18 protein-coding genes and 1 tRNA gene are annotated in these 16,278 nt (G+C 29.0%); 14 read left to right on the top strand and 5 right to left on the bottom strand.

Features of this window, described 5'->3' with window-relative positions; translation table 11 throughout:
• The 5 genes from ppdK to hslV all read left to right on the top strand — a co-directional run.
• On the top strand, window positions 1–2,213 hold a 2,213-nt coding region (gene ppdK, locus EIC27_RS02105; protein ID WP_126044503.1), incomplete at its 5' end, for a pyruvate, phosphate dikinase.
• 2 nt (window positions 2,214–2,215) lie between these two features.
• Window positions 2,216–2,995, top strand: a complete 780-nt coding sequence (gene lepB / locus EIC27_RS02110) for a signal peptidase I (RefSeq protein WP_126044504.1) — start codon at window positions 2,216–2,218, stop codon at window positions 2,993–2,995.
• A 6-nt stretch (window positions 2,996–3,001) separates the two neighbouring features.
• Window positions 3,002–3,670 (top strand): ribonuclease III, encoded by a 669-nt coding sequence (gene rnc, locus EIC27_RS02115; protein ID WP_126044505.1) that lies wholly within the window; start codon window positions 3,002–3,004, stop codon window positions 3,668–3,670.
• Entirely contained in the window at window positions 3,663–4,520 is an 858-nt protein-coding gene (era, locus tag EIC27_RS02120; protein WP_126044506.1) for a GTPase Era, read from the top strand. Before rnc ends, era begins: the two co-directional genes overlap by 8 nt.
• A 61-nt stretch (window positions 4,521–4,581) precedes the next feature.
• Window positions 4,582–5,139: an ATP-dependent protease subunit HslV gene (gene hslV / locus EIC27_RS02125; protein WP_126044507.1), complete on the top strand. Its 558-nt coding sequence runs from the start codon at window positions 4,582–4,584 to the stop codon at window positions 5,137–5,139.
• A 6-nt stretch (window positions 5,140–5,145) separates the two neighbouring features.
• Here hslV and EIC27_RS02130 read toward each other — a convergent pair whose 3' ends face one another.
• Window positions 5,146–5,736 (bottom strand): hypothetical protein, encoded by a 591-nt coding sequence (locus tag EIC27_RS02130; RefSeq protein ID WP_126044508.1) that lies wholly within the window; start codon window positions 5,734–5,736, stop codon window positions 5,146–5,148.
• Window positions 5,737–5,940: 204 nt separating this feature from the next.
• On the opposite strand from EIC27_RS02130, the gene EIC27_RS02135 reads away from it, so the two are divergent.
• The 3 genes from EIC27_RS02135 to EIC27_RS02145 all read left to right on the top strand — a co-directional run bounded on the left by EIC27_RS02135 (window position 5,941) and on the right by EIC27_RS02145 (window position 7,751).
• Window positions 5,941–6,017, top strand: a tRNA-Ile gene (locus EIC27_RS02135).
• A gap of 15 nt (window positions 6,018–6,032) precedes the next feature.
• Window positions 6,033–6,542, top strand: a complete 510-nt coding sequence (locus EIC27_RS02140) for a DNA-3-methyladenine glycosylase (RefSeq protein ID WP_126044509.1) — start codon at window positions 6,033–6,035, stop codon at window positions 6,540–6,542.
• 198 nt (window positions 6,543–6,740) lie between these two features.
• Complete coding sequence (locus EIC27_RS02145; RefSeq protein ID WP_126044510.1) at window positions 6,741–7,751, top strand: hypothetical protein; 1,011 nt, start codon at window positions 6,741–6,743, stop codon at window positions 7,749–7,751.
• A gap of 434 nt (window positions 7,752–8,185) precedes the next feature.
• Here EIC27_RS02145 and EIC27_RS02150 read toward each other — a convergent pair whose 3' ends face one another.
• Window positions 8,186–8,605, bottom strand: coding sequence for a host attachment protein (locus EIC27_RS02150; protein ID WP_126044511.1), 420 nt, complete (start codon window positions 8,603–8,605; stop codon window positions 8,186–8,188).
• 221 nt (window positions 8,606–8,826) lie between these two features.
• On the opposite strand from EIC27_RS02150, the gene rpsB reads away from it, so the two are divergent.
• The 4 genes from rpsB to frr are packed head-to-tail and all read left to right on the top strand — an operon-like array spanning window position 8,827 to window position 11,763.
• Window positions 8,827–9,594: a 30S ribosomal protein S2 gene (gene rpsB, locus EIC27_RS02155; protein ID WP_126044512.1), complete on the top strand. Its 768-nt coding sequence runs from the start codon at window positions 8,827–8,829 to the stop codon at window positions 9,592–9,594.
• 11 nt (window positions 9,595–9,605) lie between these two features.
• A complete protein-coding gene (tsf, locus tag EIC27_RS02160; RefSeq protein ID WP_126044513.1) occupies window positions 9,606–10,469 on the top strand; it encodes a translation elongation factor Ts in 864 nt (287 codons plus the stop codon).
• A 15-nt stretch (window positions 10,470–10,484) separates the two neighbouring features.
• Entirely contained in the window at window positions 10,485–11,192 is a 708-nt protein-coding gene (pyrH, locus tag EIC27_RS02165; protein WP_126044514.1) for a UMP kinase, read from the top strand.
• A gap of 13 nt (window positions 11,193–11,205) precedes the next feature.
• Window positions 11,206–11,763 (top strand): ribosome recycling factor, encoded by a 558-nt coding sequence (frr, locus tag EIC27_RS02170; RefSeq protein ID WP_126044515.1) that lies wholly within the window; start codon window positions 11,206–11,208, stop codon window positions 11,761–11,763.
• Between the two features lie 52 nt (window positions 11,764–11,815).
• Here the strand turns inward: frr and truA are convergent, their stop codons facing one another.
• Entirely contained in the window at window positions 11,816–12,556 is a 741-nt protein-coding gene (truA, locus tag EIC27_RS02175; RefSeq protein WP_126044516.1) for a tRNA pseudouridine(38-40) synthase TruA, read from the bottom strand.
• A gap of 67 nt (window positions 12,557–12,623) precedes the next feature.
• Between truA and recJ the strand changes: the two genes are divergently transcribed.
• Window positions 12,624–14,438, top strand: a complete 1,815-nt coding sequence (recJ, locus tag EIC27_RS02180) for a single-stranded-DNA-specific exonuclease RecJ (RefSeq protein ID WP_126044517.1) — start codon at window positions 12,624–12,626, stop codon at window positions 14,436–14,438.
• Window position 14,439: 1 nt separating this feature from the next.
• Window positions 14,440–15,399, top strand: a complete 960-nt coding sequence (locus EIC27_RS02185) for an NAD(P)H-dependent glycerol-3-phosphate dehydrogenase (protein ID WP_205702315.1) — start codon at window positions 14,440–14,442, stop codon at window positions 15,397–15,399.
• Between the two features lie 63 nt (window positions 15,400–15,462).
• On the opposite strand, the gene EIC27_RS02190 is transcribed toward EIC27_RS02185, so the two are convergent.
• Both EIC27_RS02190 and EIC27_RS08095 read right to left on the bottom strand, forming a co-directional pair.
• A complete protein-coding gene (locus tag EIC27_RS02190) occupies window positions 15,463–15,993 on the bottom strand; it encodes a hypothetical protein (protein WP_126044519.1) in 531 nt (176 codons plus the stop codon).
• Between the two features lie 55 nt (window positions 15,994–16,048).
• Window positions 16,049–16,278, bottom strand: a 230-nt coding sequence (locus tag EIC27_RS08095; RefSeq protein ID WP_205702304.1) for a transposase domain-containing protein, incomplete at its 5' end; no start/stop codon positions are given.

A 16,278-nucleotide genomic window follows, 5' to 3' on the forward strand; every position in this document is an offset into this window, starting at 1 on the left:
TTGGATTAGATAAGTCTAAATTTGAAGCAATTTTAAATAATAAAAAAGTTATTTTAGATATTGAGGAAGACAAAAATCTTACGGCAAGCGATCAAAAAGAAATTATTGATGAGTATAAAAAGTTAATCAAAAATGTATCAGGTCAAAGTTTTTCTCAAAATATATTAGAACAACTTTGGCAAGCTATATCTGCTGTATTTAAGTCTTGGAATACTGATAGAGCAATAAAATATAGAAATATGAATAATATTGCAAATAATATAGGAACAGCTGTTAATATTCAATCTATGGTATTTGGCAATAAGGGTAATGATTGTGCAACGGGTGTGGTATTTACTAGAAATCCGTCAACAGGTGTAAATGAGATATTTGGTGAATATATTGTTAATGCTCAAGGAGAAGACATAGTTTCTGGAATAAAAACTCCTGCTCCTATTAATATTAAATCCAAGGAACAATGTTTTAATAACGATCTATCTCTTGAAGAATCTATGCCTAAGGTTTATAAAGAGTTGAAAAATATTCTTCGTAAACTTGAATTTAATTATAAAGATATGCAGGATGTAGAATTTACTATTGAAAATGGTAAATGTTGGATACTCCAAACTAGATCTGGAAAAAGAACTGCATCTGCAGCAATAAAAATATCTATTGATATGCTAAATGAGGGCATAATATCTAAAGAAGAGCTTTTAAAGAGGATAGAGACTGAATTAATAGAAAAAATATTGCATCCAACTATTGATCCTAAAGCTCAAAAAATATTATTAAGTAAAGGTTTACCTGCTTCTCCTGGTGCTGCATTTGGTAAAATTGCCTTATCATCAATTAAGGCAGAAAAAATGGCTGCACATGGTGAAGTGATATTGGTTAGGAATAAAACAAGTCCCGAGGACATAGGCGGTATTAATGCTTCTTCTGGAGTTCTTACTTCAAGAGGTGGTATGACTTCGCATGCTGCTGTAGTGGCTAGAGGGATGGGTAAGCCTTGTGTTACAGGTGCATTTGAAGTAATAGTGGATAATGATAGTAATGTTGTTAAAATAAATAATCAGGTATTAAAAGAAGGAGAATTAATAACAATAAATGGTTCAAGTGGAGAAATTTTTTTAGGAAAAGTTAGTACTGTTCAAACTAAATTAGATAGTAGTTTTAAAAACTTACTAAATATTGCCAATGAACATTCTAAGCTGCAGTTTATGGCAAATGCTGAGACAGTTAAAGATGCTGATATGGCAAGACATTTTAATGCAGGTGGGATTGGCTTATGTAGAACTGAACATATGTTTTTTCAAGAAGACAGGATAAATATTTTTAGAGAAATGATATTGTCTTTAAAAGAAAGTGATCGTTTAAAGATATTAGGTAAGTTGCTATTTTATCAACAAGAAGATTTTTATCAATTATTTAAAATTATGGATGGTCTGCCAGTAACGATTAGGCTATTAGATCCTCCGCTTCACGAATTTTTACCTCAAGATAATCAAGAAGAACTATTGTATATTAGTAAATTAACATCGCTAGATGTTAAGGATATAAAAAATAGAATTAGTTCTTTAAAAGAGATCAATCCGATGCTAGGTCATAGAGGGTGCAGGCTTGCAATGACATATCCTGAGATTTACCAAATGCAAGTTAAAGCTATTTTAAGAGCGACTCATAGGTGTATAAAAGAAGGAATTAATGTTGCTCCAGAGATTATGGTGCCACTTGTGATTAATAAGTCAGAATTTGATATTATGAAAAAACTTATTAAAGATACTGCAAATTTATTGGAAGAAGAATTGCAAACAAAATTTTCTTATAAAATTGGAAGTATGATTGAGTTGCCAGCTGCAGTTATAAATGCTGGAGAGATTGCTAGTGAGTCGGATTTTATAAGTTTTGGAACAAATGATCTAACTCAAACATGCTTGGGAATATCAAGAGATGATGCTGGTAAGTTTTTAAGAGATTATGTAGATAAGGGAATTTTTACTAAAGATCCTTTTGCATCAATAGATGAAAAAACAGTTGGTGAATTATTGAAGATTGCTATTACAAATAGTAAAAAATCTAATCCAAAAATAAAAATTGGTATTTGTGGTGAGCATGCAGGTGATCCTGCATCAATAAAATTTCTCAATCAGATAGGAGTAGATTATATATCGTGCTCACCTTTTAGAATACCTGTGGCAAAAGTATGTGCTGGAAAATATGAATGTAAACAATAATCATGGATAAATCATTAACTAATTTTTTAAGATCTATATTTTCATCTAAAAATATTAAAGAGCTATTTAATTCTCTTATATTTGCGTTTGTTTTTGCGTTTATTTTTCAAACATTTATCTATCAACCTTTTAAAATTCCATCAGGCTCAATGAAGCCAGGGTTACAGGTAGGGGATTATCTTTTTGTTGAAAAATTTGCATATGGATATAATAATAGCTCACTTTCATTTATGTTAAATAGGTTCAATTTATTCAGCGGTACTTTTATGTTTAATAAGCCTAAAAGAGGCGATGTTATAGTTTTTTTGCTTCCAACAGATAGGAGTATGCATTACATCAAAAGATTAATAGGGTTGCCAGGAGATAAAATACAAATTAAAGATGGGCTTTTATATATAAATGAAGTGCCTGTCAAAAGAGAATTTAAAGGGAAGAAAATTATTATAGAGCAAAATAAAGTTAAATATACCAAAGACATATTTGAAGAAACTTTACCAAATGGAGTAAAATATGAGATTTATATGGATCATATTAGATCAAGTTATCATAATAATTTTGACCATAACAATACTCCAGTTTATACAGTACCAAAAGGTTATTATTTTTTTATGGGTGATAATAGAGATAGTTCCATTGATAGCAGATTTATAAAAAAAGTAGGATATGTTTCAGAAGATAACTTGCTTGGTAAAGCGAAATTTTTATTTTGGACTTCAGATTTTTCGGTGTTAGATTTTATAACAAAGTTACAAACTAATAGAGCTTTTAAAACTATACAGTAGTATTTTGTGAAATTAGAAGATTATAAATTTAAAAATTCTGATTTGCTTGAAATAGCTTTGACTCATCCAAGTGCAGTAAAAAAAGATAAATTAGATAGTTACGAAAGAATGGAGTTTTTGGGTGATAGTATATTAAATGCAGTGATTGCAGATATTATTTATAATAAATTTACTGATTATTCTGAAGGGCAGTTATCAATAATTCTGGCTAATTTGGTTAACTCCAAAACAATAGTTAAAGTGGCTGAAAAATTAAATTTGGCTGAAAAAATAGTTCTTGATTCTGGTGAAGAGCAGTGTGGTGGAAGAAATAATCCTAATAATATAGAAAATGCTCTTGAAGCTATTATTGGTGCAATATATTTGGATAGTGACTTTAAAACTGTAAAAACAATTATTATGAAATGGTGGTCAGAATTTTTTAAAGATGCTGATAAGTTATTTAAACGAGATTGTAAATCTCAATTGCAAGAAATAGTGCAAAAAAAATATAAAGTACTGCCTAAGTATAAAATTGATTTAAAAGAAGGTGAAGCTCATAGTCCTGTCTTTACTATTTCAGTATCTATTAAAAATAAATATAAATTTAAAGCACAAGGAAAAAGCAAAAAGGAAGCTGAGCAAAATGCAGCAAAAGAAATGCTTAATTTTATAAACTGTAATTTAAATGAGTAAGAAAATAGGATATGCTTGCTTTATAGGTGCACCTAATTCTGGTAAATCTACGCTTTTTAATGCATTACTTAATCAAAAAATATCAATTGTGACGCATAAAGTTCACACAACTAGAGATAACATTAAGGGCATTATTACGAAAAATAATACTCAATTAGTATTTATTGACACACCAGGATACTTAAAAAATCCTAAATACAGATTAGAAAAATCTATTACAAAAAAGTCATTACAGGAAATTAAAAATGTTGATTTTATTTGTATAGTTATTGATGTTTCTAAACAAAATTGCTTAGAGAATGCATTAGTTGATACGACTTATTTTGATTCTAAAAAACAACTTATATTAATTTTTAATAAAATTGATTTAGTTAAAGATAAAAAGATCTTGTTAGATTTGGCACAAAAAGCAAAGGATAAGGGATTTGATAATATATTTATGATATCAGCAATAAACTATAAAGGTGTTGGGGATTTTTTAGAGTATTTAATTAGCAAGTCACCTAGTGGAATTTGGCATTATAATGAAGATGATATTACAGATAGAAGCGTTAAGCAGCTTGCTGAAGACATAACTATTGAACAACTATATAAACTTTTAAATAAAGAAATTCCATATAATTTAAAAGTTGAAACAGAATCTTGGAAAGAGGAGGAAGAGGTAATCACTATTCATCAGGTTATAACTGTATTAAAGGCAAGTCAAAAAAAGATAATTTTAGGTACAAAAGGGGAGAATATTAAAAAAATTAGTATTAGATCAAAAGCTGGAATTGAAAAATTGACAAATAAGAAGGTTCATTTGTACTTATTTATTAAAGTTAAAGAGAATTGGATGGATAAGCTGTAAATTCTATTTACAAATTCATCAAGAGCATTTAATCTGCAATAAAATAAAATATTTATTAATTATGCTAAATAATAGTCAAAAACCTACTTGGCATGCAACTACCATCCTGTGTATCAGGGATAATAAACAAGTTATTATCATTGGTGATGGACAAGTTAGTTTAGGCCATACTGTAGTAAAAAATACTGCAAATAAGATTAGAACATTGGCTAACGACAGTATTGTTGCTGGATTTGCAGGAGCTACAGCTGATGCATTTACGCTATTTAGCAGATTAGAAGAAAAACTAGAGAAATACTCAAACAATTTAATGAGAGCTTCTGTAGAATTAGCTAAGGATTGGAGATTAGATAAGTATTTAAGAAGACTTGAAGCTATGATTATAGTAGCAGATAAGGAAAGTACATTAATTTTATCTGGAAATGGTGATGTTTTAGAGCCTGAAGATGGGCTTGCTGCAATTGGATCAGGGGGTAATTATGCACTTGCAGCTGCAAAGGCTTTAGATGATGTAAAAGGTTTGAAGCTTGAAGATAAAGCTAAAAAAGCAATGAAAATAGCTGCAGACATTTGTATTTATACTAACCACAATACAATAATAAAAAAGATAAACTTATAAAAATTTTTATTGTAATTCATCAGAAGTAGTATTAGTAGGGTTGCTGAAGATATAATTTAAAAATTCCTCAGCATAATATTGAAAAAAGTCACCGGCTTTATCAGAGTATTCATTACATCTTGTATATTCTGTTATAGGAGTAACCCATTTTACTGTGAAATCTAGAATTTTACCAGCATTACGCCCATAAGGTAAATGAGTTGATGATAAAAAAGTTTCAAATATATGGCTATTTGCAATTAAAGTTCCTACTTTGTAGCTACTATATAGCATAGAAAATTTGACACTATCCTCTACCAGATCTTCGGTAAAATCAATTGCAAAATTCTGACTATTTGTTTTGTTGCCAATACTAATGTCTTTTAACTCAAAATAACTATTTTTCCACTCATCAATTTTATCTGCAGTATTATCAGAAACTTCATTGGCAAACCAATAACAAAATAACATAGATAACGTATTTACTGTAAAATCAACTAAAGTATTTGAGCTACGGGGCATTAAGTTGCTATGAAATTTACTAGTAGTATATAACATTGCTATCTTAATGCTGTCTTCAACAAAATCATCAATAGAGTGCTTAATAAATTTTGGCAAACCCTCTATAATGTCAAATAGTGGCCCCATGTAAAGATTTATAAAAATTTAAGGTTCCTATATATCATAAAACAAAGTTTTTTTCAATAACTAGTATTAATAATTAGAGTGTTTTAGCTTTAGCTTTTAATTTTTGCAAAATTTAACAGTAACTTTATTCTGGACATAAATTTAACTTGTTGATATATATTATTATCTCAGCTAGGGACTTTAGCTCAGTTGGTTAGAGCACGCCGCTCATAACGGTGCGGTCGTAGGTTCAAGTCCTACAAGTCCCACCACTTTTTTCAATTGGTATGTATGATTTTCTAGAAAGAGAGTTTTTTGAGCAACCAACTTTAGAAGTATCTAAAAATTTGCTTGGTAAAATATTATTATTTAACCAATTGCAAGGAATTATAACAGAGACAGAAGCATATATAGGTTATGATGACCCAGCATGTCATGCAGCTAAGGGAAAAACTAAACGTAATCAAGCGATGTTTGAAAGAGCAGGATTTAGTTATGTTTATATGATTTATGGTATGTATTTTTGTTTAAATATTGTTACTGAAAAAAAGGATTTTCCAGCTGCTGTTTTAATAAGAGGCATAAAGCTTATAAATGTAAATAAGATTTTAAATGGTCCTGGAAAGTTATGCAAAGAACTGGGGATTAATAAAGAGCATAATCAGCTTGATATGATAAATAATCAACAATTTTCAATCCTTAATAATAATGTTAAATTTCCATTTGAAGCTACACCAAGGATTGGCATTACAAAAGGTAAAGAAAATTTATGGAGGTTTATTGTTAAGGTGAAATAATAAGCTTCTTTATTGTGAAGAAGATAAAGGAAAATACGGCAATTCAATTTTTCACCTTATTATTATAAGTGAATTTTGAAGCTTGGTAAATCTAAAATTATTTTACTAAATCAAAAATTATTACTTGAGTTGAACTAAATTTTCTGAATACAATTAAGCAATTGAGTAATAATAATTAATAAACAGGGGTGTTTAACAATGAATGCAATAACTGACGAAATTAATGAAAGAATAGGCTCATTAGAAGGGGCAGTAAAAAGTGTTGAGACTGGGCTATTAGATGCTTTTGATCAATATACAAGCTTAAAAATTGAGTTGTGGTGGGCTGAACAAGGTGAAAAATTAGATAATGCTAAGCAAAATGTCTTAGATAGTTTACAAGCAGCTAAAGATTGGACGGTTCAAGAGTGGCAGCAAATATCAGCATCTGTATCTAATTGGTTTGATGAGAAAAAGCAACAGATGGCACAAGCTTGGGGAGAATTTAAAGAATATGCAGGCCAGAAGTTCGAAAATTTTAAGGAAGCAATGCAGCAATTTGGAGAAAAAATGGCAGAAATGTGGGGCAAAGCTATGGAATCTCTCGGAAAAATGTGGGATGGGATTAAAATAGGTGCACATGATTTTGCTGTTAATGCAAAAACTGCAATGCAAAATTTATGTACAGAAATGTATTATGGAGCAGCGAATCTAGGTGTTGCAGTACAAAAAGGTGTGCTTGCAATGGATGATGCTTTTCAATCAGCAAAAGGAACTGTTTCTCAAGCAATTTCTGATAAATTTCAAGCGAATGCAGGAAAATTAATTGTAGAAGCTAATGAGTTAACACAAAAAATGGAGCGTATAGATTCAATGGATTTAAGCGCATTTGGTGGAGACGATAAATCTATGCGTGAGGCTCAAGCATATAAGGACGAAATGGTAGCAAAATTAAAGCAAGAGCAAGCAAAATTGACAGAAAAAATTCAATCAAGAGAGGGTTGGAGAGATACTTTTAAATGCATGAAGGATAAAGCTAATTTTAAAAAAGATGTATATAATGTTAATAGGAAAGCTGCTCTGAATAAGGAATCTCATCTAAATACTAGAAATAAGAATGCAGTCAAAGGAGATAGATTAGATAAAGCGAAAGCTCAAAAATCATCTTATGCAGATAAGGTAAGAGAAGCTAGGAAGAGTGCCAATCAAAGTAGAGGGGGAAGAATTTAATATATTATTTTTGGCTACGCGCCTTATAAAGGCGTGTATATTTTTCTTTCTCTGTAAGTTAATCATTATTAGAAGGGCAGAGGAAAGTATATTAATATCCTATACCTTGTCTGCTTCATCATTGCAAGGGCATGTTAGTGTCAATCCATGGAAAGCATAAACAAATGTAAATTCGGTAATAATTCTGGGTCACCACGATTGTTAAGTAAATTCGTGGTGACAAAAATCAAAACGTCATTGCGAGAGCATGTCAATGCTCTCAGCAATCCATGGAAGTATCAACAAAACGTTAATGTTGCAATAATCCTGGATCACCACAGTCGAGGCTATGACTCTCCTTCGTGATGACTTAGTCAAATTAGTCATTGCGAATGATTATTTTTCCTATATTGTCATTGCGAACGAACGTAGTGAGTGCGGCAATCCATAATTAGTTAAGAAAAAGCAACTTTCTCTATTTGTTCATCATTAGAATTAATTAGGTCTTTAGCTATTTCTTTTACAGCTATATTAGATATTTTGCTTATATATTTTCTCATTAAGTTTAAAACTTTTGGAGAAGCTATGAGGATAATTTCAGAAAAGGATTTTTCTTTTAACATAGATTTAATTATATCTGATATTTTTTTACTAAAATCATCTCTTTCAATGTCTTTTGTCTCTGTATGAGGATCAAAGAAATGAGAAGAACCACCAGCTAATTTTTTAAATCCAGTTCTTAAAGATTGCTTTTTATGGCTTATTCCTAATTCATCAGCTTTATATTCTGAAATTAAATTTTTTAACCTTAAGCCTTCCGCTTCATAAATTTTTGCAAATTTTGAATCTATTACCAATACAAGCTTATATGTCATTTTTTTATCCCAAATTATTTAGTTATTATTTAATACTATGAAATTTTTAACTTAGAAACAAATAAAAAGTTTTTAAATTAACAACCATAATCTCAATATTTATGTTGTAATTTGAATTACATATATATATATTCGTTAAAAAATCATGCAGAAATTTTTTGGTGTTAACATTTCGTTTATTGTTAATTCAATCTGCATTAGTTTAACCAAAAGGAGTATATATGTCTTATAAACCAAATTTTGATATAAAAGCTTTGTTAGAAGCTGGCGTTCATTTCGGGCACAGAAAAAATCATTGGAATCCTGAAATGGCAAAATATATTTATGGAGTAAAAAATAAAGCCCATATAATAGATTTAAAACAATCTGCACATCATTTATATAATGCACTTAGAGTAATGTTTACGGTTGCGTCTAATAAGGGGAAAGTGCTTTTTGTAAATACTAAAAAGCAGTCTACAGATGTAGTAAAGAATGCTGCAGATAAATGTAGACAATACTATGTTAATCATCGTTGGTTAGGTGGGATGTTAACAAATTGGACAACAGTTTCATCGTCTATTAAAATTTTAAAAAAATACGAAGAAATACTTGATTCTGAAGAAGGATTATACACTAAAAAGGAATTACTAGATTTCACAAGGAAGAAAGAGAAATTAGAAAAAGCGATTGGAGGAATTAGAAATTTAGTGAGATTGCCAGATATTTTATTTGTTATAGATGTTAGAACTCATGCAATAGCTATTCAAGAAGCTAATAAGTTGAATATACCTGTTATTGCTATTGTAGATACTAACTCTAGTCCAAAAGGGGTTGATTTTGTGATTCCTGGTAATGATGATTCTAGAAAATCAATTAAGCTATATTGTAATTTAATGTCAGAAGCTATATTAGCGGGAATGGAAATCAATTTAACTTCTGAAGGAGTAAATGTAAAAAATATATCTGATAAAAACAAAGAAAAAACTGAAACTATTAATAAAAATTAGGTGAATCAAATATGTCTATAAGTGCAAGTTTAATTAAAGAGTTACGCAATAAAACTGGAGCTGGTATGCTTGATTGCAAAAAGGCTCTTTTAGAAACTAATTCAAATATTGATGATGCAGTTGCGTGGCTTAGAAAAAAAGGTCTTGCTTCAGCAGGCAAAAAAGCTGGGAGAGAGACTAGTGAAGGAGTAATAGCAATTAATATTGATGGAAATAATGCAACAATAATAGAATTAAATTCAGAAACTGACTTTGTTGGAAAGAATGAAAAATTTTTAAATCTAGCAAAAAAAGTTGTTAAAAGTGCGCATGATTATGAAGGAGTTGAAGTTGAAAAATTTTTAGAATCAGGAAATCATGATTCAACTCCTATTAATGAATTGATAGCTGAACATATTTCTATTATAGGAGAAAATATAAGCCTTAAAAAAATTAATAAGATAGGTGTAAGTAAAGGCAAAATAATACCTTATATACATAATAAGTTGGCAGATAATATTGGGAAAATAGGTGTAGTTGTTGCGCTTGAAGGTGATGTGAATGATGAGATTGAAGAATTTGGTAGACAACTTGCAATGCACATAGCTGCTTCAAAACCAATGGCCTTAAATGTTGAAAGTCTTGATAAGGATGTAGTTGAAAAAGAGAAAGATATTTTAAGAGACCAAGCTTTACAAAGTGGTAAACCAGCTAATGTTGTAGAGAAAATGATAGAAGGTAGGATTAGAAAATTTTTGGAAGAAATTGTATTGCTTGAACAAGCATTTGTTATAGATGGTAAGACAAAAATTAATAAAGTAATTGAAGATTTAAAATCTAAAAACAATTGTGATTTTAATATTTCAGGATATTTAAGATATGAAATTGGTGAATAATCCTTTATTTATAATATGAAAAAACAAAATAGAGTACTATTAAAAATTTCAGGTGAAGCCCTAATGGGCAAAGAAAAATTTGGGCATGACAATACTATAATAGATCAAATTTGTGAAGACATAAAAGAAGTATATGACTTAGGTTATGAGGTTTGCCTGGTAGTTGGTGGAGGTAATATCTGTAGAGGAGTCACAGTTGCAGAAGTAGGAATAGAAAGGGCTACTGCTGATTATATGGGAATGTTAGCTACAGTTATAAATGCAATAGCCGTACAGAGTAAGCTTGAAAGCAAAGGATTATATACTAGGGTAGTATCAGCAATTCCTATTATTACTATTGTTGAACAATATATAAGAAGAAAAGCAATAAGGCATTTAGAAAAAGGTAGAATAGTGATTTTTGCTTCAGGTACGGGTAATCCATTTTTTACTACAGATACAGGGGCAGTTTTAAGAGCTATAGAAATGAACTGTTCAATTATACTTAAAGGAACGCAAGTAGATGGTGTTTATTCTGAAGATCCAAAGAAAAATAACAAAGCTATAAGATATAAAGAGCTAAGTCATGAGGATGTTATTAAGCAAAATATATCAGTTATGGATACTACTGCAATAACTTTGGCGCATGACAACAAAATGCCAATAAGAATCTTTAACATCGGAAAAAGCGGAGAATTTGCCAAGGTTTTGCAAAATAAGGGTAATTACACAACTATAAAATAAACTCTATTTGAATATGGAAAAAGAAATATTAAATAATTTAAAAGAGAAAATGGAAGGAGCAATATCTTCCTTGAGTAATTCTTTAAGTGGATTAAGAACTGGTAGGGCTTCAACTGCTCTGCTTGACCCAATTAAAGTTGAGGCTTATGGCAGTGAAATGCCAATCAATCAAGTTGGAAGTGTAAGTGCTCCAGATGCAAAAACATTGTTAGTTCAAGTTTGGGATAAAGAGTTAGTTCAAAGTGCTGAGAAGGCAATTTTAAACTCTGGTTTAGGTCTTACTCCTAATTCTGAAGGACAAGTTATAAGGTTACATATACCTAATCTCAGTGAAGAGAGAAGGAAAGAATTAGTAAAAAAGGCTAATGAATATACTGAACAAGCCAAAATTTCTGTTAGAAATATTAGGAGAGGTGGAATTGATGCTTTTAAAAAACAAGAAAAGGATAAACTGATTTCTGAGGATGAACTGAAGAATTATTCCCAAGAAATTCAAAAAATAACTGATGAATTCATTGCAAAGATTGATGGGATTTTAAGTAAGAAATCAAAAGATATAATGAGTATTTAATAATAGTTTTATAATAAACTAAATAAAATTAGCAGTATTTAGGTTATGGGATTTAATAATAATGAATTTCATCTAAATATAAACCAAAGCTAGGAGCTGTTTCACCAGCAAATTTTCTATTTTTAGCGCTTATAATTTCTTTCATATATGATGGATTTAATTGTTTTGTTCCAAAATCTTTTAGTGTTCCAACCATTATTCTAATTTGGTTATATAAAAATGATTCTGCAGTAAAAATTAAATTAATTTCATTATTATTTTTAATAATTTTTATTGAATCTATAGTTTTAATAGGAGAATTAGATTGGCATCCTGATGCTCTAAAACTAGTAAAATCAAAAGTTCCTAGCATATACTTAGATGCTTCTATCATATTATTAATATCAAGTGGTAATATAACATGCCAAGCAAGATTTTTTTGTATAGTAAGTGGTGATTTTCTATTTATTATTTTGTAAATATAATGTTTCTTTTTTTTAGAAAATCTTGCATGAAATATGTTCTTTACTAATTCAATATTAACAATAGAAATTTTTTGAGGTTTTAAATAATAATTTATTGCATTTTGAATTTCATCAATATTATAGTGATTGCATATTTCAAAATGTGCTACCTGGCCATATGAATGAACACCTGAATCAGTTCTGCTAGCTCCGTAAACAAGAATATGTTTTTTAGTTAATTTAAATAAAGCTGATTCAATTTCACCTTGAATTGTATCTAAGTTTTTTTGGCGCTGCCAACCATGGTATTTTGTACCTTCATATTCAATTGTTATCTTATATTTTAACAATATTTTTTTCTTTTTATTGGTTTAATTATTTTATGTGCTATTTTTATTGAAAATTAATTTTTTGTAAATGCCTTTATATATGAATAGTAATAAAATAGAACTTAATGTTAAAAATTCATATAAAAAATTGCAATGGACATTACAAGAGCAAAATGAAAAAGATATATCATTTTTTACCCAGAAATTTAACATAAGTGATATTTTAGCTAAAATATTAATTAATAGAGGAATAAATGATGCAGAATCTATGCAAAATTTTTTATATCCTAAAATAAAAAATTTAATGCCAGATCCTTTTTTACTTAAGGATATGGATAGAGCGGCAAAAAGAATTGTTGAATCTATAATAAATAAAGAAAAAATTGTCATTTATGCAGATTATGATGTTGATGGAGCTACTTCATCTGCTTTGTTAAAAAGGTTTTTTAAAGATCTTGGTTTAGAAGCAAGCGTTTATATACCATGTAGATTTAATGAAGGTTATGGTCCTAATGTTAATGCATTTGAAAAATTAATTAAACAAGGAAATGATTTAATAATAACCACTGATTGTGGAACTGTAGCATTTGAACCAATAAAATATGCCCAAGATATGGGAGTAGATGTTATTGTAATAGACCATCATCTAGCACTAGAAAAATTACCTGAGTGTTATGCAGTAATAAATCCTAATAGGTTAGATGATGAATTTAAGTTCAAAAATATTGCAGCAGTTGGAGTTGTATTTTTCGTAGTAACTGCTGTCAGAAGTGTTTTAAGAGAGCAAGACTTCTTTCATAAAGTAGAAAATCCTGAACCTAATTTAATAGATTACCTAGATCTTGTTGCTCTAGGTACAGTTTGTGATGTAATGCCCTTGATAGATATAAATAGAGCATTTGTACAACATGGATTAAAACTAATAAATAAGAAGAAAAATTTAGGGTTAAAAATTTTAGCTAACCTAGCAAATATTAATAAGAGATCTGAATCATATCATTTGGGATATATATTTGGACCTAGAATAAATGCAGGTGGTAGAGTAGGAAAAGGGTATCTAGGTTCTATTTTATTATCAACTGAATCACATGAAGAGGCACATAAAATTGCATTAAGTCTAGAAAAATATAACAAGCAAAGAAAAGCTATTGAAAGCACTACTTTAGAAGAAGCTATAGAATGTATAAAACTTAAAAATATTGAAAATAATAGCATTTTATTGGCATATGGAAAAAATTGGCATTTAGGTATTTTGGGGATATTAGCTAGTAAAATAAAAGAAAAATACCAAAAACCAACATTGGTTATATCTTTAAATGATGGAATTGGCAAAGGTTCCGCTAGATCAATCAAAGGTATTGATATAGGAATGAATATATCGATAGCAAAAGAAGAAGGGCTTTTAATTGAAGGAGGAGGTCATGAGATGGCTGGTGGTTTTAGCATTGAAGAAGACAAAATTGAAATGTTTTATAGCTTTTTATTGTCAAGAGTTTTAGGGAAAGATAATCATAAAACCATCTTTAAACAAGCAAAAGAGCTTAAAGTAGATGCTTTGATTTCTGTAGATAGTGTAAATAATAATTTATTTGATGACTTAAAAATTGCAGAACCATTTGGACAAGGCAATGAAAGGCCTAGATTTATGATTTCTAATGCAATAATTTGTAAAGTATGCAAAATGTCAGTGAATCATTTGATCATTATTATTAAAGATAATATTTATAATAAATCATCTAAAAACTTAAAATGTATATTATTTAATGCTATAAATAATGACAAATGTAGTAGTATATTCAAGAGTATTGGTAAAAAAATTAATTTGATAGGTTATTTACAGGTAAATTATTTCAATGAAAATATGATTGATTTTATAATCGAAGATCTTTCTATTGGTGAATAAAATGCTAAAGAAAATTGTCGTTTTTGGTGCAGGTGCTTGGGGTTCAGCATTAGCAAAAATTATTTCACAAAATATAGAAGAAGTATTTATATATTCAAAAAATCCTGAAACGGTTAGAGAAATTAATCATGAACATAAAAATTTTGCTAAATTAGGTGACATAAGTTTGCCTACAAATATTAAAGCTATAGATAATTTTGAAGATGTAAAGGACATCAATACTTGTGTTATAGCAATTCCAGTGAGATTTCTTGATTCTTTTGTTAAAATGATTAAAAATCAAACTTTTTTACAAAATTTTATTATTTGTTCAAAAGGTATTGAAAATGAGAAATTAAAATTTCCGTCAGATATTTGTAAACAATATTTTCCTAATGCTAATATTGCCATTTTATCTGGTCCAAATTTTGCAAAAGAGATAGTATATGAGAAATTTGCAAAAACCCTCATTGCTTCAAAAAACAATGAATTTTTATCTAGTGCTAAAAAAATATTTGATACAAAATTTTTTAAAACAGAAATATCTAATGATGTAGTTGGGGTTGAGGTTTGTGGTGCTGTAAAAAATGTAATAGCCATAGCACTTGGCATTGCTAAAGGACTTGAATTAGGTGAAAATTTTATGGCGACGCTATTTGTGTTTTCTTTAAATGAAATTAATAATTTAATAAAGTCACTTGGAGGAAATATTGATGCTACCTATTCTTTAGCTGGGATCGGAGATTTAATTTTAACATCATATAGCTTAACATCAAGAAATACCAAATTTGGATTTGAACTTGCAAAAAATCAACAAATGTTGGATTTAGATAATATTGTTGTTGAAGGTTATTATACAGCAAAATCAATTTATAAAATATCTCAATCTTTGAAAATTCAAATGCCTTTATGTCATTATGTATATAAAGTTTTATATCTGAAAGAAGATATATATAATATTATTGAGATAATAAAAAAGTAATATAAATATACAATTATTGTGTGGTATTTTTATATCAGCTATAGAACACTGACTTATATTTGATCAATCTAAATAATCTCCATCTAATAAATGATTTGCTACAGCTGCTAATTCTCCAAAATTTTCTACAAGTTTTGGTGGTAGTTCTGCATTTACATTAGATCCTCTAGCCATATAAGAGTACTTACCTATCATAAAATCCAGGCCATGGTCGAATACTTCTGAAGTTGCTGCTTCTCCATGCTTGCTAAGAAATTTATCGAGCTTGCTATTGGGTTTAATTTGCACCTGCGCAGCTTTTGACCATTGATAGTACTTGATGAGAGCATCTGCAGCAACTAGGGCTACAGGAAATAAAACTTGAGAAATAGCTTGATTCCATTCTAAAATTGTTGTTACTCCAGGAGAGATATATTCATCATACAACTTTTTCATACTTGAATATACTCTTTCTTGCTGAGATTGATCTATGTTTTTAAGTTTAGGACAAGATGGATAGTAGTTTTTTATTATAGTAGATATAGAATCTTTTTGTTCTTTATATAAAAGGTTGTTCATTGCAGAGTAAACGCTAAAATATCCCCATCTTGACAAGTATTATCCGCCTTTCTTTGGGTTTCTTAAGTTTTTTGATAATTCTAAAAAAAATTTAATTTGATGATATTTTTTTATCAATATTATATGGAAGTAAATTTACTAACTCTTTTGGATCAGAATAATCATGAATATGATTCAGCAAATATTTTAAATAATCATAAGGATTAATCTTATTTACTTTGCAAGTTTCAATAATACTATAAATATTTGCACTAGCTTTAGCACCCTTAGTTGTTGCACAGAACATCCAATTTTTTCTGCCAACTGCAAATGGTTTTATAC

The organism is Candidatus Aquarickettsia rohweri (genome assembly GCF_003953955.1).
Classification (GTDB): Bacteria; Pseudomonadota; Alphaproteobacteria; order Rickettsiales; family Midichloriaceae; genus Aquirickettsia; species Aquirickettsia rohweri.